This window comes from Sphingomonas pseudosanguinis (genome assembly GCF_014196255.1).
GTDB lineage: Bacteria > Pseudomonadota > Alphaproteobacteria > Sphingomonadales > Sphingomonadaceae > Sphingomonas > Sphingomonas pseudosanguinis.
The window spans coordinates 382,291-404,188 of record NZ_JACIDH010000002.1; the positions used below are offsets into that span (position 1 = coordinate 382,291).

Genomic DNA, 21,898 nt, shown 5'->3' on the forward strand with positions numbered 1-21,898 from the left:
CAATCTGAAAAGCTCGGATTTCTGGGCCGGATGGCTTAGCTTCCGCTTCTAACAGAAACGACCAAGGGGAGTAGATATGTCCGATGCCATCGCCGATCCGGCACGCCACCGCCTGAAATCCATCATCGGCGGATCGACCGGCAACCTCGTCGAATGGTTCGATTGGTATGTCTACTCCGCCTTCACCCTCTATTTCGCACCGCATTTCTTCCCGTCGGAGAACCGCACCGCCCAGTTGCTGAGCGCGGCGGCGGTCTTCGCGGTCGGATTCATCATGCGGCCGATCGGTGCGTGGATCATGGGCATCTATGCCGATCGCAAGGGGCGCAAGGCGGGCCTGACGCTGTCGGTGACGCTGATGTGCGCCGGCTCGCTGATCATCGCGATCACGCCGGGCTATGCGACGATCGGGCTGGCCGCCCCCGCCCTGCTGGTCATCGCCCGCCTGATGCAGGGTCTGTCGGTCGGCGGCGAATACGGCGCCAGCGCGACCTATCTGTCCGAGATGGCGGGCAAGGACCGGCGCGGATTCTTTTCGTCCTTCCAATATGTCACGCTGATCTCGGGCCAGCTGCTCGCCATCTGCGTGTTGCTGATCCTGCAGACGACCATGAGCGAAGCGGCGCTCGACGAATGGGGCTGGCGCATCCCGTTCGCGCTGGGTGCGGTGCTGGCGGTCGTCGTCTTCTATATCCGGCGCGGTCTGGCCGAGACCAAGAGCTTCGAGAACACCAAGAAGGACGGCGCGCCGCGATCAGGGCTGATCCAGTTGTTCACCAAGCATCCGCGCGAGACGATGACGGTCATGCTGCTGACCGCCGGCGGCACGCTCGCCTTCTACGCCTATTCGATCTACATGCAGAAGTTCCTGGTCAACACGAGCGGCTTCAGCCGCGAGGTCGCCAGCCAGATCAACGCCGTCACCCTGTTCGTCTTCATGCTGCTGCAACCGGTAGCGGGCGGGCTGTCCGACCGGATCGGGCGCAAGCCGTTGATGGTGGCGTTCGGCATCGCCGGCGTGCTGTTCACCTATCCGATCTTCTCAACGCTGGAGACGACGCGCGATCCGATGGTGGCGGGGGCGCTGGTCATGGCCGCGCTGATCATCGTGACCGGCTACACCTCGATCAACGCGGTCGTGAAGGCCGAGCTGTTCCCCGCGCATATCCGCGCGCTGGGCGTCGCCCTGCCCTATGCGCTGGCCAACACCATCTTCGGCGGCACGGCGGAGTCGGTCGCGCTGCTGTTCAAGCGCGCCGGGTTCGAGCAGGGCTTTTATTGGTATGTCACCGCGATGATCGGCATCTCGCTGATCGTGTATCTGCGCATGCGCGACACCGCCAAGAACAGCCAGATCGTCGAGGACTGACCTTTAGAAACCCCGCGCGCCCAGCACGCGCGACACGATCGGGCCGAGGCTTTCCGCCTTGGCCCGATCCACATGGGCGATATGGGTGATCAACGCCTGATCGAGAACCGTGTCGATCGGTGAGGCGGTCCGCTCCGCCGGCAGCAAGGCCGCCAACTGGTTCACCAGCCCGCGTGCGGTCGCTGCATTGCTCGCCAGTTGCGCCAGCACGGCATCGACCTCGACATGCGCCTCGTCCTCGCGCCAGCAGTCGTAATCGGTGACCATGCCGATCAGCGCATAGGGAAGCTCCGCCTCCCGCGCGAGCTTGGCCTCGGGCATCGCGGTCATGCCGATCACGTCCGCGCCCCATTGACGATAGAGGTGGCTCTCCGCACGGGTCGAGAATTGCGGCCCCTCCATCGCCAGATAGGTGCCACCTCGAGCGACCGAGGCCCCCGCCCGCTCCGCCGCCTCGGCCGCGAACACCGACAGGCGCGGGCAGACCGGATCGGCCATGGAGACATGCGCGACCAGGCCACCCCCGAAAAAGCTGGTGTCGCGGTGCACCGTCCGGTCGATGAACTGGTCGACCGCGACGAAATGGCCCGGCGGCAGCTCCTCGCGCAACGACCCGATCGCCGAGATGGCGAGCACATCGGTGCAGCCTGCCAGCTTCAACGCATGGATGTTGGCGCGCGCATTGACCTCGGTCGGCGACAGGCGATGCCCACGACCATGACGCGGCAGGAACACGAAGCGCACCCCGCCGATGCGCCCCCGCACCAGCGTATCGGAGGGCGCCCCCCAGGGCGTGTCGAGCACCAGTGTCTCGACGTCGTGGAGCGCGTCTATCGCATACAGGCCCGAGCCACCGATGATCCCGATCGTCCAGCCCGTCATTGCGCCCTCCTGTTCCATCCGATGTCGGTTAGGCGCTACGCCCGACAAAGCAAAGGGGCGCACGGGGGGAGAACCCATGCGCCCCTCGCTCGACCGCGGCGACCGGGCTTGGGGGATTAGCCGCTCGCGGGAACCGTCGACGCCGCTCCGGTCTCGCGCAGGCCACCGCCCAGCGCGACATAGAGGGTGACGTCATTCTGAAGCGCCGAGCTGCGCAGGGTCAGCAACTGCTGCTCGGCGGAAAACAGGTTCCGCTCGGCATCGAGCACTTCGAGATAGATGGCGATGCCGTTATTATAGCGGAGTCGCGCGGTACGGGCGAGCCGGCGCTGCGCATCGACCGCGCGGGTCTGCGCCTCGATCTGCTCGGCGAAGCGACGGCGGGCGACGAGCGCATCGGCCACTTCGCGGAAGGCACCTTGCACCGTTCGCTGATAGGCGGCGGTCAGTTCGTCGGCCTGCGCGCGGCTGAGGTTCAGCTGCGCCTTGCGACGCCCCCAGTCGAAGATCGGCAGAAGTGCCGCCCCCTGCACCTGATATTGCCGCGAATTGTCGTCGATCAGGCTGCTCAGCGCGGGCGAGACGAAGCCCGCCAGACCCGTCAGCGAGATGCTGGGCAGGAAGGCCGCGCGCGCCGCGACGATATTGGCGTTGGCCGCCAGCAATTGCTGCTCGGCCTGCAGCACGTCCGGCCGGTTGACCAAAAGCGCGGAGGGCAGTCCGGGCTCAATGGCGGCGAACTGGTTCTGGTCGCCAAGCCGACGCCCGGCCGGAAGCGGCCCCGTGATCGGCCCGCCGACCAGCACGGTCAGCAAATTCTGCGACTGCGCCACCGTGCGGCGCAGCTCGGCCAGCTGCGTCTCCGCCTGGGTCAGCAGCGCCACCGCCTGATCGTAATCGACGCTGGAGGTGACGCCCGCATCCATCCGCCGCTTGGCGATGCCCAGCCCCTCGCGGCGGCTGGTGACGGTGCGCTCGGCCAGCGCAATTTGTTCCTCGGCGGCGCGAATCTGAAGGTAGGTCGCCGCGACCTGCCCGACCAGCGACAGGCGGAAGGCGCGCTCGGCCTCCACGGTCGCCAGATATTGCCGTCGCTGCGCCTCGGCAAGATTGCGCACCCGGCCCCAGAAATCGAGCTCGAACGCCGACACCCGCGCGCCCAGCGCGAACTGGTTATAGGTGATCGAGGTCGGGTTCTGCGCGTCTCCGCCACCCGGCAACGCATCGCCAAAGCCCAGCGAATTGAGCGGAATCCGCGTCCGAGCGGCGCTGGCCGACAGGTCGAGCGGCGGCAGCCGCTGCGCATCCTGGATGCGATACTGCGCCCGCGCCTGCGCGACGCGCGCCACCGCCTGGGCCAGATCGCGGTTATTGGCCAGTGCCGCCGCGATATAGGCCTTGAGCTGTTCGTCGGCGAAGAACTCCCGCCATCCGATCTCCGCCGCCGTCCGCGTGCCAGCCCCTGCGTCAGGATAGGTGGCGGAGACGGGGGCGATCGGCTGGCGATATTGCGGCGCCAGATTGCAGGCGGTCAGCGCGCTGGTCAGCGCCAGCATGGCAGCGGCACGGGAGAAGGCTTTACGCATGGGCCGGGCCCTCCGCATCGTCGGTTCGGTGATGGGCATCGCCCGCCTCACGTTCACGCGCTTCCTCCTCGGCATCCTCGGCCGCATGATTGTTCTCGCGCGCCAGCCACTTCTTGGCGGCGATATAGAAGACCGGGGTGAAGAAGATGCCGAACGCAGTGGCGGCGATCATGCCGCCCATCACGCCCGTACCCACCGCACGACGGCTCGCCGCGCCCGCACCGCTGGCGATGAACAGCGGCACCATGCCCAGGATGAAGGCTAGGCTGGTCATCAGGATCGGGCGCAGACGCTGCCGTGCCGCCTCGACCGTCGCCTCGAACGGCGTGCGGCCGGCCTGCTGGTCCTCGATCGCGAACTCGACGATCAGGATCGCGTTCTTCGCCGCCAGACCGATGATGGTGATCAATCCGACGTTGAAATACACGTCCTGCGAGAAGCCGCGCAGGATGGTCAGCAACACCGCGCCGAGCACGCCGAACGGCACCACCAGCAACACCGCCAGCGGGATCGCCCAGCTTTCGTAGAGCGCGGCCAGCAACAGGAAGACGACGATCAGCGACAGGCCAAGCAAAAGCCCGATCTGGCCACCCGCCTGCTTCTCCTCGAACGCGGTGCCGGTCCATTCGAAGCTCATGCCCGCCGGCATCACCTCACGGGCGATCTTCTCCATCTCGATCAGCGCGGTGCCGGTCGACTGGCCGGGCGCGGCCATGCCCGAGACGGTCAGCGACGGATAGCCGTTATAGCGCTCCAGCTGCTGCGGCCCGTTCTGCCAGCGCACCTTCGTGAAGGCCGAGAAGGGCACCATATTGCCCTGCTGGTTGCGCACGCGCAGCCCCAGCACGTCCTCGGGCGACATGCGCTGCGGCGCATCGGCCTGAAGATAGACGCGCAACACATTGCCTTCGCGGACGAAGTCGTTGGCATAAGCCGAGCCGAAGGCGATCGACAGCGTCTGGTTCACATCGGCGATCTGGAGGCCCAGCGCCCGCGCCTGGATGCGGTCGATATCGACATAGAGCTGCGGCGCCGGTCCCAGACCTTCGGGGCGAACGCCCATCAGTGCCTTGTTCTGCGAGGCCTTGGCCAGGATCGCACCCTGCGCCTGTTGCAGCGCGGCGGCACCCAGCCCTGAGCGATCCTCGATCTTCATCGAGAAGCCGGTCGCGTTGCCCAGCGCCTGGATCGGCGGCGGGTCGAGCGCGAAGATGGTCGCCTCCGGGATCGACTGGACGAAGCCCATCGTCTTGCCGACCAGCGTGGTCGAATTGTTCTCGACGCCCTTGCGCTCCTCCCACGGCTTCAGGTTGACGAACGAGATACCCGCCGCCTGACCCTGGCCGAAGAAGTTGAAGCCCGCGACCGACACGATGTCGGACACCTGCGGCTGGGCGTGGAGGAACTTTTCGACCTTGGTGATCGCCTCGCCCGTCCGCTCCAGCGTCGCGCCGGGGGCGGCGTCGTAGGACACGAAGATATAGCCCTGGTCCTCGGTCGGCAGGAAGCCGCCGGGCACGCGGGTGAACAGCAACCCGGTGATGACGACGACGACGGCGAACACCGCCAGCCAGCGTACCGGCCGCGACATCATCCGCTTCACGCCGCCAGTATATTTCTCCGTCCCCCGGCCGAACTTGTCGTTGAACCAGTTGAAGAAACGCTGCGGCAGGCCGCGCACGCCGGGCTTCGGCTCGGGCCGGTCCTCCAGATGCGCGTCCTCCTGCTTCAACAGCGTGGCGCACAGCGCCGGCGTCAGCGTCAGGGCGAGCAGCGCCGAGAAGAAGATCGACACGGCCAGCGTCACCGAGAACTGGCGATAGATGCCCCCCGTGGAGCCGGGGAAGAAGGCCATCGGGATGAACACCGCGACCAGCACCAGCGTGATGCCGATGATCGCGCCGGTGATCTGCCCCATCGCCTTCACGGTCGCGCGGCGGGGGCTGAGCCCCTCCTCCGACATGATGCGCTCGACATTCTCGACGACGACGATCGCGTCGTCGACCAGGATGCCGATCGCCACCACCATGCCGAACAGCGACAGCGTGTTGATCGAGAAGCCGAAGGCCAGCAGGCCGATACAAGCGCCCCCCAAGGCGATCGGCACGACGATCGCGGGGATCAGCGTGGCGCGCCAGTTCTGGAGGAACAGGAACATCACCAGGAAGACCAGGATCATCGCCTCGACCAGCGTGTGGATCACGCTGTCGACCGAGGCGGTGATAAACGGCGTCGTGGTGAACGGCACGCTCCAGGTCACATCGGCCGGGAAGCTCGACTCCAGCGCCTTCATCCGTGCCGACACGGCGTCCGCCGTCGCCAGCGCGTTCGCGCCGCTCGCCAGCTGAACGGCCAGACCCACGGTCTCCTTGCCGTTCAGGGTCAGGCGGAAGCCGTAATTGTCCTTGCCCAGCTCGACCCGCGCGACATCGCCCAGTCGGATCGCCGAGCCGTCGGGATTGGCGCGGATGATGATCTGGCGGAACTGTTCGGGCGTGGCGAAGCGGTTCTGGGTGATGATCTGCGCGGTGAACTCGGCGGTGCGGGTCAACGGCTGTGCGCCGATTGAGCCACCGGCCACCTGGCTGTTCTGCTCCTGCACGGCGGCGAGCGCTTCCGAGGCGGACAGGCTGTACCCCGCCAGCTTCTGCGGATCGAGCCAGATGCGCATGGCATAGGGCGAGCCGAACAGCTGCACGTCGCCGACGCCATCGATACGGCGCAGTTCGTTGCGGATGTTGTTCTCGGCGAAGTTGCCCATCTCGACCGGACTGGTCTTGCCGGTCTTCGAGCTGAGCGTGATGACTTCGAGGAAGCCCGCCGAGCCTTCGGTCACCTGGATGCCGAGCGCGCGGACCTCCTGCGGCAGGCGCGGTTCGGCGCGGCTGAGGCGATCCTGGATCTGGGTACGCGCGACATCCAGATCGGTGCCGGGCTTGAAGGTGACGGTGATCTGCGCGGTGCCGTTCGAGCGGCTGGTCGACGCCATGTAGAGGAAATTGTCGACGCCGTTCAGTTCCTTCTCGATGACCGCGGTCACCGAACGGTCCATCACCTCGGCATCGGCGCCATTATAGCTGATCGCGAGGTTCAGCGAGGGCGGCGCGACCGAGGGATAGCTCTCGATCGGCAGCAGGCGGAGCGCGATCACGCCGAACAGGGCGATGAAGAGCGCGATCACCCAGGCGAAGACCGGGTGATAGACGAAGAAGCGGTTCATGTGATGCGTTCCCCGGCGATCAGCGACCAGCGGCGGGCTGTCCGCCCGGCTGGCCCTGCGCCTGTTGCCCATTGGCGGGTGCGCCGCCCTGGTTCGGCGCCTGCACGCGGACCTTTTGGCCCGGCTGCACCTTCTGCCAACCCTCGGTCACGACCTTCTCGCCGGGCTTCAGCCCCGACAGGACGACCCAGTTGCTGCCAACCTGTCCGCCCAGCGTGATCGGCCGCGCCTGGACCGTGCCCGATCCATCGACGACCATCACCGAGGCGGCCTGATTGCTCAGCTGGACCGCGCGCTGCGGCACCGAGATGCCGTTGCGGATGGTGCCCGCCGTCACATGCGCGCGGACGAACTGGCCCGGCAACAGCGCGCGATTGGCGTTCGGGAAGCGCGCGCGAAGCTGCTGGCTGCCCGTCGTCGGATCGACCGTCTGGCCGGCGAAATCGATCTGCCCGGTCGGCCCATATTCGGTCCCGTCTTCCAGCGTCAGCCGCACGGTGATCTGCGACAGGTTGGGCAGCGCCAGACCGCCCGAGCGCGCCTGGTTGATCAGTTCGCTGAGCGCCGCATTGGACTGGGTGAAGACGGCGTAGATGGGCGACATCTGGTCGACCTGGGTCAGCGGCGTCGCCTGAGTCGCGCTGACCAGCGCGCCCTCGGTCACCTGCGCGCGGCCGACACGGCCGGCGATCGGCGCGCGGACGATGGTATAGCTCAGCTGCAACTGCGCCCGCGACAGCGCGGCGCGCGCGTCGGCCACGCTCGCATCCGCCTGGCGCAGCGTCGCCTGGGCCGCGTCGAACTCCTGCGCGCTGACCGCGCGTTCGGACACCAGCGGCTGGTAACGGCGCACGATCGAGGCCGCATTCACCCGTGCCGCCTGGGCCCGGGCCAGCGCGGCCTGGGCCTGCTGGACCTGCGCGCGATAGTCGCGCTGGTCGATGCGGAACAGCGGCTGCCCCTCGGCGACGTCGGTGCCTTCGCGGTACAGGCGCGCCTCGACGATGCCGTCGGTCCGGGCGCGCACCTCGGCGGTGCGGATCGCCTCGATCCGGCCGGGCAACTCGATGATGTTGGGCACCGCGGCACCCTGCACCGTGATGGCCGTCACCACGGGCGGCGGCGGGGCGGCCTGTTGCTGCTGCTCATTGCCCTGTCCGCACGCCGCCAGTGCGAGCGCCATCGCGAGCGACGACCCAGGAACGAAAAATTTGGCCACGCCGAGAAACTCCCTGAACCACATGACGTTTGAGTCATTGAGTTTCCCCTCTACCTCGCACCCGCAGAAAAGCAACGCGCTGGTGCAATTAAATTTGACCTCCTGCCTTACAGGCCGCAAAGGGGACGCATGGCGACCATCAAGAGAAGCGCAGGGCGTCCCACGCGGGAGCAGGCGCAACATATTGACGACATCATTCTATCGGGTGCGCGCGAAGCCTTTTGCCGGCGCGGCATCGAGGGCACCTCGATGGAGGAATTGGCGCTATCTGTAGGGGTTAGCAAGCATACCATCTATCGCCGCTACACCGGCAAGATGGCCCTGCTGGACGCGGTCGTCACCCGCGACCTCGATCGCCTGCGCCAGGCGATGGATGAGGACGGCACGGGGCACAGCCCGTTGGAAAGACTCCGTTTTGCCGCCCGCCGCTTTTTCCTGTTCTGCGTCGAGCCCGATTCGGTCCGATTCATGGCGTTCATGACATCCGAGTCCGTTTTCTCCGAAGAACTCCGCCAGCGATTCGCGACGTGGGACCGGGTATTGTGCGATCCGATCGTCGCCTGCGTCCGCGCGGCGCAGAATGCGGGCGAGCTGCGCGGCGACGAACCGGCGCAGAGCCTGTTCAATCTCCTCGCCGACATGCTCGATGGTCCCAGCCGCCGGTTGCAGTTCGATCTGCCCGACCCCTTTGGCGGATTAGACGCCGACAGTTTCTTCGAGCATCGCTGGTCCGTCTTCCTGAAGGTCGCCACCGCACGGTGAGGCGGAACGGGACGGGAGAGCAGACGTTGGCGTGGCGATGTCCGATGACCAGCTGATCTTCCGCCCCGACGATGTCGATCTCACCCGATCGCCGCTGCGCCGGGGTATCGCCGAACCCACATTCGTCCTCGGCGCCTTCAATCCCGGCATGACCCGACTGCCCAGCGGCAATCTGTTGCTGATGGTCCGCGTCGCCGAAGCGCTGTCGCAGCCCATCGATGGGGATCATGTCCGCGCGATCCGGTGGGAGGACGGGACCTATGTCCTCGACCGCTATCCGGTCGATCAGGTCGACATGACCGATCCTCGCCAGTTCGCCATTCGGGGCGCGGCGCATCGTATCCTCGCCCTCACCTCGCTGTCCTGGCTTTTGCCGGTCGAACTCTCCCCCGATGGCGCAAAGATCGTCGCGGTGTATTACGACAAGGCGATCGAGCCGGCGGCCAGCTGGCAGGATTACGGTGTCGAGGACGCACGGATCAGCCGGATCGGCGACCGCTGGTACATGACGACCTGTTCCGTATCGGCCGAGCGGCACTCCACCACGCTGCACATCTCGGACAATGGCCTCGACTATCGGCTCGCCGGGATCATCCTCGACCATCAGAACAAGGACATGCTGTTCTTCGAGGGGCTGGTCGACGGGCGCTTCATGGCGCTGACCCGGCCCTTGGGCGAGGTCTATTTCGCCTATCCGTCCAATAGCCCCTTTGTCGGCGGCCCCTCGATCAATTTCGCGACCTCGCCCGATAGCCTGCACTGGAAACCGTTGGAAGCGCCCGGCATCCGCGCGCGCAAAGCATCGACCTCGGCGATGAAGGTCGGGGGCGGCACGCCGCCGATCCTGACGGACCAAGGCTGGCTGACCCTCTATCACGGGGTCGAACGGCGCGACGCCGTGGGCATCTATCGCAGTTTCTGGGCGCTGTTCGATGCGAAGGACCCGACCAAGATCCTTCGCATTGAGGACGACGCCGCGATATTGGAGGCCGATCCGTCGCTTACTGCACCGATCGCGCATCAAATGTATCTGCCGACCCCCGTGGTCTTCTCGACCGGCATCGTCGATCAGGGTGACCATTATCTGGTCGCCAGCGGCGAGGCCGATCTGGCCTGTCGCATGACCCGCATCGCCAAGGAGCGCTTTCGGTGAGCGTCAGGCCCTGGTGGCAATCGGCCGTCCTCTATCATATCTATCCGTGGTCGTTTCAGGATAGCGATGGCGACGGCATAGGCGATCTGCGCGGGATCGAGGCACGTCTCGACTATCTCGTCGATCTGGGCATCGATGCCATCTGGTTATCGCCCATTTTTCCTTCACCTATGGCCGATTTTGGTTATGATGTGGCGGATTATTGCGGCATCGATCCTCGGTTCGGAACGCTGGCCGATTTCGACTCCCTCCTCGCGTCGGCGCATGCGCGCGGGTTGAAGCTGCTCCTCGACTTCGTGCCCAATCACAGCTCGGACCAGCATCCCTGGTTTGTCGAAAGCCGGTCGTCGCGCGACAATCCGAAGCGCGACTGGTATATCTGGCGCGACCCCGCGGCGGATGGCGGACCGCCCAACAACTGGATCAGCGACTTTGGCGGGCTGGCCTGGACCTATGACGCGGCAAGCGGCCAATATTATTCCCATGCCTTCCTGAAGGAGCAGCCCGATCTCAACTGGCGCAATCCGGAGGTGCGGGCGGCGATGCTCGACGTCCTGCGCTTCTGGCTCGCGCGCGGAGTCGATGGGTTTCGGATCGATGTGTTGTGGCACATCGTCAAGCACGCCGATTTCCCCGACAATCCGCTGAACCCCGATTGGGACCCCGCCACCGGCGAGATGCACCGGGTCTTCCAGCTCCATTCGACCGACCAGCCCGAGGTGCATGACATTGCGGCCGACATGCGGGCCATTGCCGATGCCTTTGGCCGAGAGGGTGACCAGCGCGTTCTGATCGGAGAGATTTACCTGCCGGTCGAGCGTCTTATGCGCTATTATGGCCTGGCGGGCGAAGGTGTGCACCTGCCCTTCAATTTCCAGCTAATCGACGCCCCCTGGCATGCGCGCGAGCTGGCACGGATGATCACGGACTATGAGGCGGCCTTGCCCGAAGGCGGCTGGCCGAATTGGGTGCTGGGCAATCACGATCGTCCGCGCAGCGCGACCAAGCGCGGAGCGGCACAGGCGCGTGTCGCGGCCATGCTGCTCCTCACGCTACGCGGGACGCCGACGCTGTATTATGGTGACGAGCTGGGGATGGAGAACGGCGTCATCCCCCCGGACCGCGTTCGCGATCCCCGCGAATTGCGCGAGCCGGGTCTCGGGCTCGGCCGGGACCCCGTGCGCACCCCCATGCCATGGGATGACAGTGCGCAAGCGGGCTTCACGCAAGGCGAGCCTTGGTTGCCGCTTGGTGACGGTTGGCAAACGCGCAACGTCGCCGCCGAGCGCGATGACCCCCATTCGATGCTGACGCTGCACCGGACACTCCTGAACCTGCGGCGCTCGACGCCGGCGCTGGCGACCGGCAAGATCCGGTTGATCGAGGCCGAGGGTGACGTCCTGGCCTATGAGCGGGAACAGGACGGAGATCGCATCATCGTTGCACTCAACCTGGGGGCCCGCCCCGCCCCGGTCGATCTGCCGATGGCGCGTCCCATCCTTTCCACGCTGCCAGGCCCGCTGATCGAGACCGCGCCCTCCATTCTGCGCCCCGATGAGGGGCTGATCCTGAAAGTCGACGCCAAGCCATGAAAATCGCGATGATCGCCCCGATCGCATGGCGCACGCCGCCGCGTGCCTATGGCCCCTGGGAACTGGTCACCAGTCTGTTGACCGAGGCGCTGGTCGCGCGTGGCGTCGACGTCACGCTGTTCGCCACGCAGGACAGCATCACGCAAGCCACACTCGCCGGTCCGGTGCCTGCCGCCTATTCGGAAGACCCGTCGGTCGATGCCAAGGTCTGGGAGATGCGTCACCTCGCCACGGTGTTCGACCGGGCGGCGGAGTTCGACCTGATCCACAATCAGGCGGACTTCCCGGCGCATGCCTTTTCCCGGCTGGTCGATACGCCGATGGTGACGACGATCCACGGCTTTTCCTCCAAGCGTATCATGCCGATGTACGAGCCCTATCAGGACCGCGTGCATTATGTCGCAATCTCCGACGCGGATCGTCACCCCCGCCTCCGCTATGCCGCGACCGTCCATCACGGCATCCCGATCGATGATTTTCCTTTCGATCCCGTGGGTCACGACGATCTTCTGTTCTTCGGTCGCATCCATCCCGACAAGGGTGCCGCCGAAGCGATCGCGGCGGCGAAGGCCAGCGGCCGTCGCCTGGTCATGGCCGGCATCGTCCAGGATCAGGGCTATTGGGAGCGGGAGGTCCGCCCGCATGTCGATGACGACCGCATCGTCTATCGCGGCCCCGTCGGCGGTGCCGCGCGGACCGCAACGCTGGGTCAGGCCCGCGCGCTGCTCCACCTCATCAACTTCGACGAGCCGTTCGGACTGTCGGTCGTCGAGGCCATGGCGTGCGGAACGCCGGTCATCGCCATTCGACGCGGGTCGATGCCCGAACTGATCGAGGATGGTGTGACCGGCTTTCTGGTCGACAATGTCGATGAGGCCATCGCCGCGATTGACCGGATCGACGAGATCGATCGCGCCGCCTGCCGTCGGGCCGCCGCGACCCGTTTCTCGGTCGATCGGATGGCGGACGAGTATCTGGCGCTCTACCGCTCGATCCTGGGCTGATCGCGCAGCGACAGCGCGACGCTGTCGATCCGGCGCAGCATCGCGACGAAGACTTCCAGTTCCTCGGGGCGGAAGCCTTCGAACAATTGCCCCTCCAATTCCAAGGCCTTGGGCGAGACATCCGCGTAGAGTTCTCGCCCGGCATCGGTCAGCACCAGCAGATGTGAGCGCCGGTCGCCCTCATGCGCGGTGCGTGCCATCAAGCCGCGTCCGACCATCGCGATCGCCGCGCGCGATACCGTGACCTTGTCCATGCGGCTGCGCTCGCACACCGCCGACTGGGCGACCGCACCCTCCTCCGCGACGATCGCGATCAGCCGCCACTCCGGGATCGTGAGGCCGAACAGCTGCTGATAGGCACTGGCGATATGGTCGCTGACCAGGTTGGACGTGATCGACAGACGGTAAGGAAGAAAGGCATCAAGCCGCAATTCGCGAGATCGTAACATTTGACACCAATTCTCCAGTCTGCGATTTGGTTACCAACGTTACTGGATCAGGAGTTGGACGTCATGGCAACCACCCCGAACAATCCGCTGGGCCTCGACGGCTTCGCCTTTTGCGAGTTCACCACCCCCGAGCCCGAGACGCTGGCGCGCCAGTTCGACATGATGGGCTTCGTCCCCACCCATCGCCATCCCGAAAAGGCGATCACCCGCTACAAGCAGGGCCGCATCACCCTGCTGCTGAACGCCGAGGATGAGGGCCAGGCCGCCGACTTCCGGGCCGAGCATGGCCCCTCGGCCAGCGGCATGGGCTTCTATGTCGCCGATCCGGCGGAGGCGTTCGATCACGCGATTCAGGGCGGCGCCACCCCGGTCGATGCGACGCGCGGTTGCCTGACGCCCGACGCCAAGGCGATCGAAGGGATCGGCGGTAGCTATCTCTACCTCGTCAAGGCGGGCAGCAACCTGTTCGCCGGCTGGAACGAGATCGAAGGCTGGCAACAGGCGGAGGCGGAGAACAATGTCGGCCTCGACCTGCTCGACCACCTGACCCACAATGTGCGGCGCGGCGAAATGCGCACTTGGTCGGGCTTCTACTCCAAGCTGTTCGGCTTCGAGGAGCAGAAGTATTTCGACATCAAGGGCAAGGCGACCGGTCTGTTCAGCCAAGCGATGATCGCCCCCGACAAGGCGATCCGCATCCCGCTGAACGAAAGTCAGGACGAGAAGAGCCAGATCGAGGAGTTCATCCGCGAATATAATGGCGAAGGCATCCAGCACCTCGCGCTGACCACCGACAATATCTACGAGACGGTGGAAAAGCTGCGCGAGCGTGGCGTGCGGCTGCAGGACACGATCGAGACCTATTACGAGCTGGTCGACAAGCGCGTGCCGAACCATGGCGAGGACCTCGACCGGCTGAAGCGCAACCGCATCCTGATCGACGGCAATGTCGGCGAAGAGGGCATCCTGCTGCAAATCTTCACCGAGAATATGGTCGGCCCGATCTTCTTCGAGATCATCCAGCGCAAGGGCAATGAAGGCTTCGGCAACGGCAATTTCCAGGCGTTATTCGAAAGCATTGAACTCGACCAGATTCGACGCGGCGTGATCACCGTAGACGCCTGAGGGCGCCGAACATCTTCCTCGCCTGCAAGGGGAGGGGGACCATGCGGAGCATGGTGGAGGGGTGTCACCCTATCGAGAGCGGGACACCCCTCCGTCAGGCCTTCGGCCTGCCACCCCCCTTACAGGGGAGGAAAATGGCGGCGAGAAGAGGAGAGGAAATGCGATGACGACATCCTACATCCCCGGCTTCGGCAACCATATCGCCACCGAAGCGGTGCCGGGCGCCCTCCCCATCGGCCGCAACTCGCCGCAGCGGCCGGCTTACGGTCTTTATGCCGAGCAGCTCTCGGGCACCGCTTTCACCGCGCCGCGCCATGAAAACCGGCGCTCCTGGCTCTACCGCCTGCGCCCGACGGCCGAGCATCCGCCCTATGAGCCGTACGAAGCGGCAGTCCGCTTCGCAGCCGGCTCCCATGACGCCCCCCTGCCCCCCAATCGCCTGCGCTGGGACCCCGCGCCAATGACGCCGCCGGGCACCGACTGGATCGACGGCATGACGACGATGCTCGTCAACCGCGACCCGGCCGATCTGGAGGGCGTCGCGGTCAATGTCTATGCCTGCAATCGCAACATGGAGCGGGTGTTCGTCGATGCGGACGGCGAACTGGTGTTCCTGCCGCAGTCGGGTCGCCTGACCATCCTGACCGAACTCGGCCGGATCGACATCGCGCCGGGCCAGATCGCACTGGTCCCGCGCGGCGTGCGCTTCCGCGTCGAACTGCCCGACGGCGAAGCGGCGGGCTATGTCGCGGAGAACCATGGCAGCCTGTTCCGCCTGCCGGACCTCGGACCGATCGGCGCCAATGGCTTAGGGAATCCCCGCGATTTCGAGACGCCCGTCGCCTGGTTCGAGGATCGCGACGAGCCGACCCAGGTCGTCCAGAAATTCCTCGGCTCGCTCTGGACGATGACGCTGGATCACAGCCCGCTCGACGTGGTGGCATGGCACGGCAACCTCGCCCCATGGCGCTACGACCTGTCGCGCTTCAACACGATCAACACGGTCAGCTTCGACCATCCCGATCCGTCGATCTTCACCCTGCTCACCTCCCCCAGCGACGTGCCCGGTCGCGCCAACGCCGATCTGGTCCTGTTCCCGCCACGCTGGATGGTGGCGGAGGACACGTTCCGCCCGCCCTGGTTCCACCGCAACGTGATGTCGGAGGCGATGGGGCTGATCACCGGCGCCTATGACGCCAAGGCGGAGGGCTTCCGCCCCGGCGGGCTGTCGCTCCACAATCTGATGGCGGGCCACGGCCCCGATCTCGCCAGCTGGCAGGGCGCGAGCCATGCCGCGCTCAATCCCCACCGGATCGAGGGCACGATGGCCTTCATGGTCGAAAGCTGTTGGCCCTATCGCCCGACCGCTCACGCGCTGGCGCATGCCCAGCTCGATTATGATGCGGTGTGGAAGGACTTTCCCAAGGCCAAGCTGCCGTGACGCTGACGCTCCACGGCTATTGGCGGTCGAGCGCCGCCTATCGCGTGCGGCTGGCGCTGGATTTGAAGGGGCTGGCCTATGACAGCATCACCCACGACCTGCGGACGGGGGCGCAGCGGGACGAGGGCTATCGACGTCTTCAACCGCAAGGCCTGGTGCCGGTCTTGGAGACGGAAGACGGTCCGCTGATCCAAAGCCCGGCCATCCTCGAATGGCTGGAGGAACGCTATCCCGATCCGCCGCTGCTGCCCCGTGACACCCATGGCCGCGCCGTGGTGCGTGCCATGGCGGCGATCGTCGCCTGCGACATCCATCCGATCAACAATCTGCGCGTCCTGACCAGGCTCCGGCACGACATGGAGGCGGACGAAGAGGCGGTGCGCGGCTGGATCGGCCAATGGGTCGCCGAAGGGTTCGGAGCGCTCGAAACCCTGATCGCGCGGTACGGTGGCGACTATGCCTATGGCGACACACCGACGCTGGCCGACTGCCATATCCTGCCGCAGGTCTATAATGCCGAGCGGTTCGCGGTCGATCTGGCCCCCTACCCCCTGCTGACGGCCAGCGCCGCCCGGCTGCGCGCGCGCGTGCCGCAAGCCGCACCCGAAGCCCAAGGCGATGCCGGATGAGCGAGGAACGCCTGACCAGCACGCCGGCGGGGATCGGGCTAGGCCCGCTCGAGACGATCGCGGACGGCGCCGCGCGGAACTTCGTCATCCAGATGCGCGCGGGCCGTTTCCATGGCTTCATCGTGCGGCGGGGTGAGCAGGTTCATGGCTATGTCGATCGCTGCCCGCATATGGGCCTGCCGTTGGCGCAGCAGCTCGACGCCTATCTGACGCCGCAGGGCGACCGTATCGCCTGTTCCTGGCATGGCGCGATCTTCGCTATCGAAGACGGGCAATGCCTGGGCGGTCCCTGTGCGGGTCAGCCGCTGACCGCGTGGCCCGTCACCGTGCGCGACGGCGCGATCGTTACGGCCTGAGGTTCGTCAACTCCGCCTGGGCGATCGCCTGGAGCCGCCCGACCGTCCGCGGCTCCAGCCCCAGATCGCGGCCGGCGCGCTCATTCTCGCCAAGCCGGCGGACGTCGAACCCCGTCACCTTGCCGAACACCACCAGCGCCTCGAGATAATAGCCCGCCGCGCTGGCGTGATACTGGTCCCAGGTCCACAAATCGATCTGGCCGAACGCGATGCCGTCATACGGATTGGGATCGGCGACCCGGTCACGCCAGGCCCGGTTCCATGCCTGCCCCACCGGAATCGCCCCTGCCAGCTCCGGCCGGCGACGCAGCGTATAGGCGTTCACCGCCGCCAGATCGTCGGCCATCGCCGTGATCGGTTTGCCATGCCACGGACTGGGGGTGCGATAGGTCAGGTCCGCGCGGCTCCAGGTCGTGACCAGCTCGATCCGGACACGCGGATTGGCACGCCGCAACAGGTCGGAGATCAGCCCCACCCCCTCCAGATGCCGCACCGGATCGCCGGGCTTCTGCGCATCGAGCGTGCTGTAATTCTGAAGGATCACGACGTCCCAGCGGCGGTCGATCTCGCTGCGCTTCTGCTCGTAATGATAGATCAGGTCCTTGCCCGGCGATGTCTCCAGGCTGACGGTCCAATCCAGCCGGGCCTGTTCGGCAAAGGTCTTGAACAGCGCGGGCACGCCGCCAATCCCCTCCTTGTTCAGGTCGCGCACCGCATCGGGGCGATAGCGCATGACCGGCGAATTCGCGCCGAAGGTGAAGCTGTTGCCGACGAACAGGATCGATTCGGCCGACACCGGCACGGCACCGCATGTCGCCACCAGGGCCATCGCCCATCGCCGCCACATCCGCATGATCGCACTCCCGTTTATCCGTCCGTGATCGGGGCTTTGGCGGAGTGATCCGGCACGGGCAAGCCGGCGATTGATCCATCAGCCAATATACCCTATACCCCTATCCATTATGGCCCATGTGACGACCAGCAAGGAAAAGATCATCGCGCGGGTCCGCCGCATCGCGGGCCAGGTCGCCGCGATCGAACGCTCGGTGACCGCCGATGCCGACTGCGCCGAGACGCTGCACCTCGTCGCGGCGGTGCGAGGCGCGGTGGCGGGGTTGATGGACGAGCTGGTCGAGGATCATCTCCACGCGCATGTCGCGGCCGCCGGCCTGTCGGATGCCGAGCGCACCGCCGCCGCAGCCGAGGTCGCCAAGCTGCTCCGCCGCCATTTCCGTTGATTTCGCAAAGCCAGAGGACGACGTCGTGATCACGCACAGCCACGATTATCTGGGCCACGCCCATGACGACAATGCCCGGCGGACCAAGGCCGTGGCGTGGCTGTCGGCGGTGATGATGGTGGGTGAGATCGTCGCCGGCTATTGGACCGGATCGATGGCGCTGCTGGCGGACGGCTTCCACATGGCGACGCATGTCGGCGCGCTGGGCATCGCGGCGGTCGCCTATTCCTATGCCAAGCGCCATGTCGCCAATCCGCGCTACAGCTGGGGCACCGGCAAGGTCGGCGAACTGGCCGGGTTCGGATCGGCGGTGGTGCTGGGCATCGTGTCGCTGTTCATCGCCTATGAATCGATCACCCGGCTGGCCGATCCGCATCCGGTGATCTTCGGCGATGCGATCATGGTCGCGGTGCTGGGGCTGGCGATCAACCTGATCAGCGCCTTCATGCTGTCCGGCGGACATCACGGGCATCACCACCATCATCATGGCCACTCGCATGGGCATGGCCATCATCACGATCATGATCACGCGCATCACCAGCATGGCGGCGACACGAACATGCGCGCGGCCTATGTCCATGTGCTGGCCGATGCGCTGACCTCGGTCATGGCGATCCTGGCCCTGGTGGCGGGGCGCTATCTGGGCTGGGTCTGGCTCGACCCGGCGGTGGGCCTGCTGGGGGCGATCGTGATCGCCAACTGGTCGGTCGGACTGATGCGCCAGGCCTCGTCGGTGCTGCTCGATGCCGCCGACCCCAAGCTGGCGGACGAAGTCCGCGCCCGTGTCGAAGCCCCGGGGGACACGCGCATCCACGACTTCCATATCTGGCGGATCGGCCCCACGGCGCACGCCGTCGTGCTGGCGGTCGAAGGCGTCCAAGCGCCGCTCAGCAGTGTCGTGATCCATGACCGCCTTTCCGACATGGCGGCGCTGGGCCATGTCACGGTCGAAATCCGCTAACGCTTCGTTCAGCGGCAGCCGCTAAAGCCCCAAGCCATGCGAGCGTTGCAAATCCTGGCCGGTGCGATCCTGCTGACGGCGATCGGCGGTGGCGCGATGCTCATCCGCCGCGCCGATCCCCCGGCAACCCCCGCAAGCGCACCGCTGCCACAAGCCCTGACCGCGAAGCCTTCGCCGCTGCCGGCCCCGACGCCGACGGCCCCCCCCTCGCCGGCGCCCTTCGTCGTGCGCCACATCCTCGACCTCAAAAAGCCGCTGCGGCACGGTGATTTCGTCTGGGACGAAAGCGAGGCGCCGCAAGGCCCGGTGGTCATCACCGTCGATCTGGCCGCGCAGGTCGTGTCGATCTTCCGCGACGGCTATGAAATCGGGACCGCCGCGATCATCTATGGCGCGGACAACATGCCGACCCCGCTGGGCGTCTTTCCGATCCTGCAGAAGGACGCCGACCACGTCTCCAACCTCTATGACGCGCCGATGCCCTATATGCTGCGGCTGACCAATGACGGCGTCGCAATCCACGCCAGCGACGTGCGATATGGCAACGCCACGCATGGCTGCATCGGCGTTCCCACGGGCTTCGCCCGCAAGCTGTTCGCCGCGACCCGCCTGGGCGACCGCGTGATCGTGACCAACGGCAAGACGATGACGCTGGGCCAGTCGATCATCGGGTGACGGTGTGGGAGGCAACGCGCGTCAGCTAGGACCAAACACGCCGGCACTTGGCTCCTTGCTCTGAGGGACGGCTTGCGGGGTTGCCAGGGCACAATAGTAATTTTCAGCCGCCTCGTTGATGCCATTTAAGACCGCCCGTCATATGTGCCAGTGGGCTTCGTAGCTGAGCGCATCGATCTCGAATCGCTTGCCGAATGGTGCTCATTCTAGCTGGCAGATGCGCGAAGCATAGGATCTTCACAGTTGCGCCCTTCGTCGTGGAAGGCCTGCACGAAATAGGTGACAGTAGACGCGCCCTGTCACACAGATTGCGCCGTCTTCGATCCGCGAAGAACCGCAAGCACCTGCTTCGTCGATGCACATACCCGCACGAACGTTGCATACCCAGCGCCGCCGACATTGACGCTTGTGTGACACCTTTGAGTCTCAACTCTGTAAAGGCGGAGCGCTATGATCGGCCTATGGACACGCCTACCTTCAGCGTCGAACGCATCGCCCCCAACGTGGCCAAGCAAATGCTTGAACGTGTGTTCAGCAGTGCCAAAGTGGATACGTCGTCGCGTGAGTCATTTACACGAGACATGGCGGCGGGAGGATGGGTGTTGAACGGCGCGCCCATCGTGTTCGGGACCGATGGCTCACTCCTTGATGGCCGAGCGCGGCTTCATGCCTGCATCGATAGCGGAGCGACATTCGAAACGCTGGTGATCCGCGGGATTGCCAACGACACGTTCGAATCGATCGATGCCATACGGAAACGGACGCTCGCCGACATCCTGTCCATCCGCCAGGAACAACATGGGCGGCCACTTGGGGCAGCCTTACGGATATTGTGGTCCTATGGCTTGGGGAATGGCTCCGGCGGCAAATCGCCCAGCCCCACTGCGCTCTTGGCTTTACTCGAGCAGAAGCCACAAATTCGCGATAGCGTCATGCCGGCACTTCGTGCTGTACCATTGCTGCCCCACGGATGCGCAATTGCACTGCACCATCTTGCCAGCGCCATAAACCCGGTAAAAGCAACGCTCTTTCTCACTCAGTTGCAAGAGCCGACCATTGAGGCGCCCAACCACCCTGTCGTCCAGCTACGGCAGGTCCTGCTGCAAATGCGCAGCCAAGGTGGTACTCGCAAACAGGCCTATATGCTCGCGATCGCCGTAAAGGCATGGAATGCCTTTGAGGCAGGAAAGCCCATCAAGGCTTTGCGGTTCGGGGCTGGAGAGAAATTCCCGCGAGTACAATCCCTCGACTGGGGTCCACTAAGCCAAGTGGAGAAAAACCTGCCGGCGAATGCTCCGGCGGCAACCATAACGACAAAGCTAAACGTTAGGCTGGTGACGATTACGCCGGACATTGCCGAGAAGATGCTGGATGGCCGTGCGCCAAATCGCTCCGTTTCTTCTGCCGTACTGAACAAATATGCCCGCGACATGGCTGTGGATCGGCGTGGAAAAGGGACCCCGGTAGCGGGGTGATCGGCGTGGAAAAGGGACCCCTCATCCCGTTGGTCTAGGCTGTTCGCTTGGCGGTGTGTCAGGCGGCGAGATCGGGATGCTGGTATTGGAGACGGTGTTGAGGATCCGGCGCGAGCACGCGTCGGGGAAGGCCATCAAGGCGATAGCGCGGGACCTGCACCTGTCGCGCAAGGTGGTGCGCAAGGCGATCCGGGCGCCGGAAGCGGACATGGGGTATCGGCGGGAGGTACAGCCGCTTCCGAAGCTGGGGCCATTTCAGGCGCGACTGGATGCGTTGCTGGAGGAAGATGAGGCACGGCCGCGGCGCGAGAAGCTGCGCCTCACGCGCATCCACGACCTGCTGCTGCGCGAGGGGTTCGACGGCTCGTACGACGCGGTGCGGCGTTATGCGGCCCGCTGGCGCCGGGCGCGACGTCGCGATGTGATGAATGCGCCGGCGTTCATCCCGCTGCTGTTCCGGCCGGGCGAGGCTTACCAGTTTGACTGGAGCCACGAGGACGTGGAGATTTCGGGCAAGCCAATGCGGGTGAAGGTCGCGCATGTCCGGCTATGCGCGTCGCGGGCAATGTATGTGCGAGCCTATCCCCGCGAGACACAGGAGATGCTGTTCGACGCGCATGCGCGGGCGTTTGCCTTCTTTGGAGGTGTGCCGACGCGCGGCATCTATGACAACATGAAGACGGCGGTCACGAGCGTGTTCACGGGCAAGGAGCGTGTCTTCAACCGGCGCTTCCTGGTCATGGCCAACCATTACATGGTCGA

Annotated in this window: 20 protein-coding genes; 14 read left to right on the forward strand and 6 right to left on the reverse strand. The window is 65.5% G+C overall.

From position 1 onward, the window contains the following. Nucleotides 1-76 precede the first annotated feature (76 nt). Nucleotides 77-1,369 carry an MFS transporter gene (locus GGR48_RS05890; RefSeq protein WP_183950941.1) on the forward strand — a complete coding sequence of 431 codons (1,293 nt, stop codon included), beginning with the start codon at nt 77-79 and terminating at the stop codon, nt 1,367-1,369. 3 nt (nt 1,370-1,372) lie between these two features. On the opposite strand, the gene mtnP is transcribed toward GGR48_RS05890, so the two are convergent. The 4 genes from mtnP to GGR48_RS05910 all read right to left on the reverse strand — a co-directional run bounded on the left by mtnP (nt 1,373) and on the right by GGR48_RS05910 (nt 8,276). Beyond that, nucleotides 1,373-2,251, reverse strand: a complete 879-nt coding sequence (gene mtnP / locus GGR48_RS05895) for an S-methyl-5'-thioadenosine phosphorylase (RefSeq protein ID WP_183950942.1) — start codon at nt 2,249-2,251, stop codon at nt 1,373-1,375. Nucleotides 2,252-2,367: 116 nt separating this feature from the next. Further along, nucleotides 2,368-3,837 (reverse strand): efflux transporter outer membrane subunit, encoded by a 1,470-nt coding sequence (locus tag GGR48_RS05900; RefSeq protein WP_183950943.1) that lies wholly within the window; start codon nt 3,835-3,837, stop codon nt 2,368-2,370. After that, nucleotides 3,830-7,057, reverse strand: a complete 3,228-nt coding sequence (locus GGR48_RS05905; RefSeq protein WP_183950944.1) for a multidrug efflux RND transporter permease subunit — start codon at nt 7,055-7,057, stop codon at nt 3,830-3,832. The genes GGR48_RS05900 and GGR48_RS05905 overlap by 8 nt, the downstream gene beginning before the upstream one ends. Nucleotides 7,058-7,076: 19 nt before the next feature. Then, complete coding sequence (locus tag GGR48_RS05910; protein ID WP_183950945.1) at nt 7,077-8,276, reverse strand: efflux RND transporter periplasmic adaptor subunit; 1,200 nt, start codon at nt 8,274-8,276, stop codon at nt 7,077-7,079. Nucleotides 8,277-8,405: 129 nt separating this feature from the next. On the opposite strand from GGR48_RS05910, the gene GGR48_RS05915 reads away from it, so the two are divergent. From GGR48_RS05915 to GGR48_RS05930, 4 genes are read left to right on the forward strand one after another with little or no spacing between them, the layout of a single operon-like run. After that, a complete protein-coding gene (locus tag GGR48_RS05915) occupies nt 8,406-9,038 on the forward strand; it encodes a TetR/AcrR family transcriptional regulator (RefSeq protein ID WP_183950946.1) in 633 nt (210 codons plus the stop codon). 37 nt (nt 9,039-9,075) lie between these two features. Further along, the gene (locus tag GGR48_RS05920) at nt 9,076-10,191 is read left to right on the forward strand and encodes a glycoside hydrolase family 130 protein (RefSeq protein WP_183950993.1); all 1,116 of its coding nucleotides are present in this window, start codon (nt 9,076-9,078) and stop codon (nt 10,189-10,191) included. Further along, on the forward strand, nt 10,188-11,783 hold the full coding sequence (locus GGR48_RS05925) for an alpha-amylase family glycosyl hydrolase (protein ID WP_183950947.1): 1,596 nt from the start codon (nt 10,188-10,190) through the stop codon (nt 11,781-11,783). The genes GGR48_RS05920 and GGR48_RS05925 overlap by 4 nt, the downstream gene beginning before the upstream one ends. After that, nucleotides 11,780-12,787 (forward strand): glycosyltransferase family 4 protein, encoded by a 1,008-nt coding sequence (locus GGR48_RS05930; RefSeq protein WP_183950948.1) that lies wholly within the window; start codon nt 11,780-11,782, stop codon nt 12,785-12,787. The genes GGR48_RS05925 and GGR48_RS05930 overlap by 4 nt, the downstream gene beginning before the upstream one ends. Here GGR48_RS05930 and GGR48_RS05935 read toward each other — a convergent pair. Then, nucleotides 12,766-13,236, reverse strand: a complete 471-nt coding sequence (locus GGR48_RS05935; protein ID WP_183950949.1) for a MarR family winged helix-turn-helix transcriptional regulator — start codon at nt 13,234-13,236, stop codon at nt 12,766-12,768. The genes GGR48_RS05930 and GGR48_RS05935 overlap by 22 nt on opposite strands. Before the next feature lie 63 nt (nt 13,237-13,299). On the opposite strand from GGR48_RS05935, the gene hppD reads away from it, so the two are divergent. The 4 genes from hppD (at nt 13,300) to GGR48_RS05955 (ending at nt 16,787) form a co-directional block, all read left to right on the forward strand. Continuing rightward, nucleotides 13,300-14,361 carry a 4-hydroxyphenylpyruvate dioxygenase gene (gene hppD, locus GGR48_RS05940; RefSeq protein WP_183950950.1) on the forward strand — a complete coding sequence of 354 codons (1,062 nt, stop codon included), beginning with the start codon at nt 13,300-13,302 and terminating at the stop codon, nt 14,359-14,361. A gap of 163 nt (nt 14,362-14,524) precedes the next feature. After that, nucleotides 14,525-15,802, forward strand: coding sequence for a homogentisate 1,2-dioxygenase (hmgA, locus tag GGR48_RS05945; RefSeq protein ID WP_183950951.1), 1,278 nt, complete (start codon nt 14,525-14,527; stop codon nt 15,800-15,802). After that, the gene (gene maiA / locus GGR48_RS05950) at nt 15,799-16,431 is read left to right on the forward strand and encodes a maleylacetoacetate isomerase (protein WP_183950952.1); all 633 of its coding nucleotides are present in this window, start codon (nt 15,799-15,801) and stop codon (nt 16,429-16,431) included. Before hmgA ends, maiA begins: the two co-directional genes overlap by 4 nt. Further along, nucleotides 16,428-16,787, forward strand: coding sequence for a Rieske (2Fe-2S) protein (locus GGR48_RS05955; RefSeq protein WP_183950953.1), 360 nt, complete (start codon nt 16,428-16,430; stop codon nt 16,785-16,787). Before maiA ends, GGR48_RS05955 begins: the two co-directional genes overlap by 4 nt. Here GGR48_RS05955 and GGR48_RS05960 read toward each other — a convergent pair. After that, nucleotides 16,777-17,640, reverse strand: coding sequence for a PEP-CTERM sorting domain-containing protein (locus tag GGR48_RS05960; protein WP_183950954.1), 864 nt, complete (start codon nt 17,638-17,640; stop codon nt 16,777-16,779). The two genes, GGR48_RS05955 and GGR48_RS05960, sit on opposite strands and share 11 nt — an antisense overlap. A 109-nt stretch (nt 17,641-17,749) precedes the next feature. Between GGR48_RS05960 and GGR48_RS05965 the strand changes: the two genes are divergently transcribed. From GGR48_RS05965 to istA, 5 genes are all read left to right on the forward strand, one after another. After that, nucleotides 17,750-18,025 carry a metal/formaldehyde-sensitive transcriptional repressor gene (locus GGR48_RS05965; protein WP_183950955.1) on the forward strand — a complete coding sequence of 92 codons (276 nt, stop codon included), beginning with the start codon at nt 17,750-17,752 and terminating at the stop codon, nt 18,023-18,025. A 25-nt stretch (nt 18,026-18,050) separates the two neighbouring features. Further along, nucleotides 18,051-18,986, forward strand: a complete 936-nt coding sequence (gene dmeF / locus GGR48_RS05970; RefSeq protein WP_183950956.1) for a CDF family Co(II)/Ni(II) efflux transporter DmeF — start codon at nt 18,051-18,053, stop codon at nt 18,984-18,986. Nucleotides 18,987-19,022: 36 nt separating this feature from the next. Beyond that, nucleotides 19,023-19,661 carry a L,D-transpeptidase family protein gene (locus tag GGR48_RS05975; protein WP_240455965.1) on the forward strand — a complete coding sequence of 213 codons (639 nt, stop codon included), beginning with the start codon at nt 19,023-19,025 and terminating at the stop codon, nt 19,659-19,661. Nucleotides 19,662-20,122: 461 nt separating this feature from the next. Next, nucleotides 20,123-21,136, forward strand: coding sequence for a hypothetical protein (locus tag GGR48_RS05980; RefSeq protein ID WP_183950957.1), 1,014 nt, complete (start codon nt 20,123-20,125; stop codon nt 21,134-21,136). A gap of 76 nt (nt 21,137-21,212) precedes the next feature. After that, nucleotides 21,213-21,898 (forward strand): IS21 family transposase (gene istA / locus GGR48_RS05985; RefSeq protein ID WP_183950958.1); only part of this gene is annotated, 686 nt, incomplete at its 3' end.

Excerpts from the sequence above, each read along its gene's own strand:
- hppD (WP_183950950.1), top strand. The coding sequence starts at position 13,300 with ATGGCAACCACCCCGAACAATCCGCTGGGCCTCGACGGCTTCGCCTTT.
- GGR48_RS05900 (WP_183950943.1), bottom strand. The coding sequence starts at position 3,837 with ATGCGTAAAGCCTTCTCCCGTGCCGCTGCCATGCTGGCGCTGACCAGC.
- GGR48_RS05905 (WP_183950944.1), bottom strand. The coding sequence starts at position 7,057 with ATGAACCGCTTCTTCGTCTATCACCCGGTCTTCGCCTGGGTGATCGCG.
- GGR48_RS05930 (WP_183950948.1), top strand. The coding sequence starts at position 11,780 with ATGAAAATCGCGATGATCGCCCCGATCGCATGGCGCACGCCGCCGCGT.
- GGR48_RS05890 (WP_183950941.1), top strand. The coding sequence starts at position 77 with ATGTCCGATGCCATCGCCGATCCGGCACGCCACCGCCTGAAATCCATC.
- mtnP (WP_183950942.1), bottom strand. The coding sequence starts at position 2,251 with ATGACGGGCTGGACGATCGGGATCATCGGTGGCTCGGGCCTGTATGCG.
- GGR48_RS05980 (WP_183950957.1), top strand. The coding sequence starts at position 20,123 with ATGGACACGCCTACCTTCAGCGTCGAACGCATCGCCCCCAACGTGGCC.
- GGR48_RS05955 (WP_183950953.1), top strand. The coding sequence starts at position 16,428 with ATGAGCGAGGAACGCCTGACCAGCACGCCGGCGGGGATCGGGCTAGGC.
- GGR48_RS05975 (WP_240455965.1), top strand. The coding sequence starts at position 19,023 with ATGCGAGCGTTGCAAATCCTGGCCGGTGCGATCCTGCTGACGGCGATC.
- GGR48_RS05965 (WP_183950955.1), top strand. The coding sequence starts at position 17,750 with ATGGCCCATGTGACGACCAGCAAGGAAAAGATCATCGCGCGGGTCCGC.
- hmgA (WP_183950951.1), top strand. The coding sequence starts at position 14,525 with ATGACGACATCCTACATCCCCGGCTTCGGCAACCATATCGCCACCGAA.
- GGR48_RS05960 (WP_183950954.1), bottom strand. The coding sequence starts at position 17,640 with ATGCGGATGTGGCGGCGATGGGCGATGGCCCTGGTGGCGACATGCGGT.
- GGR48_RS05915 (WP_183950946.1), top strand. The coding sequence starts at position 8,406 with ATGGCGACCATCAAGAGAAGCGCAGGGCGTCCCACGCGGGAGCAGGCG.
- GGR48_RS05935 (WP_183950949.1), bottom strand. The coding sequence starts at position 13,236 with ATGTTACGATCTCGCGAATTGCGGCTTGATGCCTTTCTTCCTTACCGT.
- GGR48_RS05920 (WP_183950993.1), top strand. The coding sequence starts at position 9,076 with ATGTCCGATGACCAGCTGATCTTCCGCCCCGACGATGTCGATCTCACC.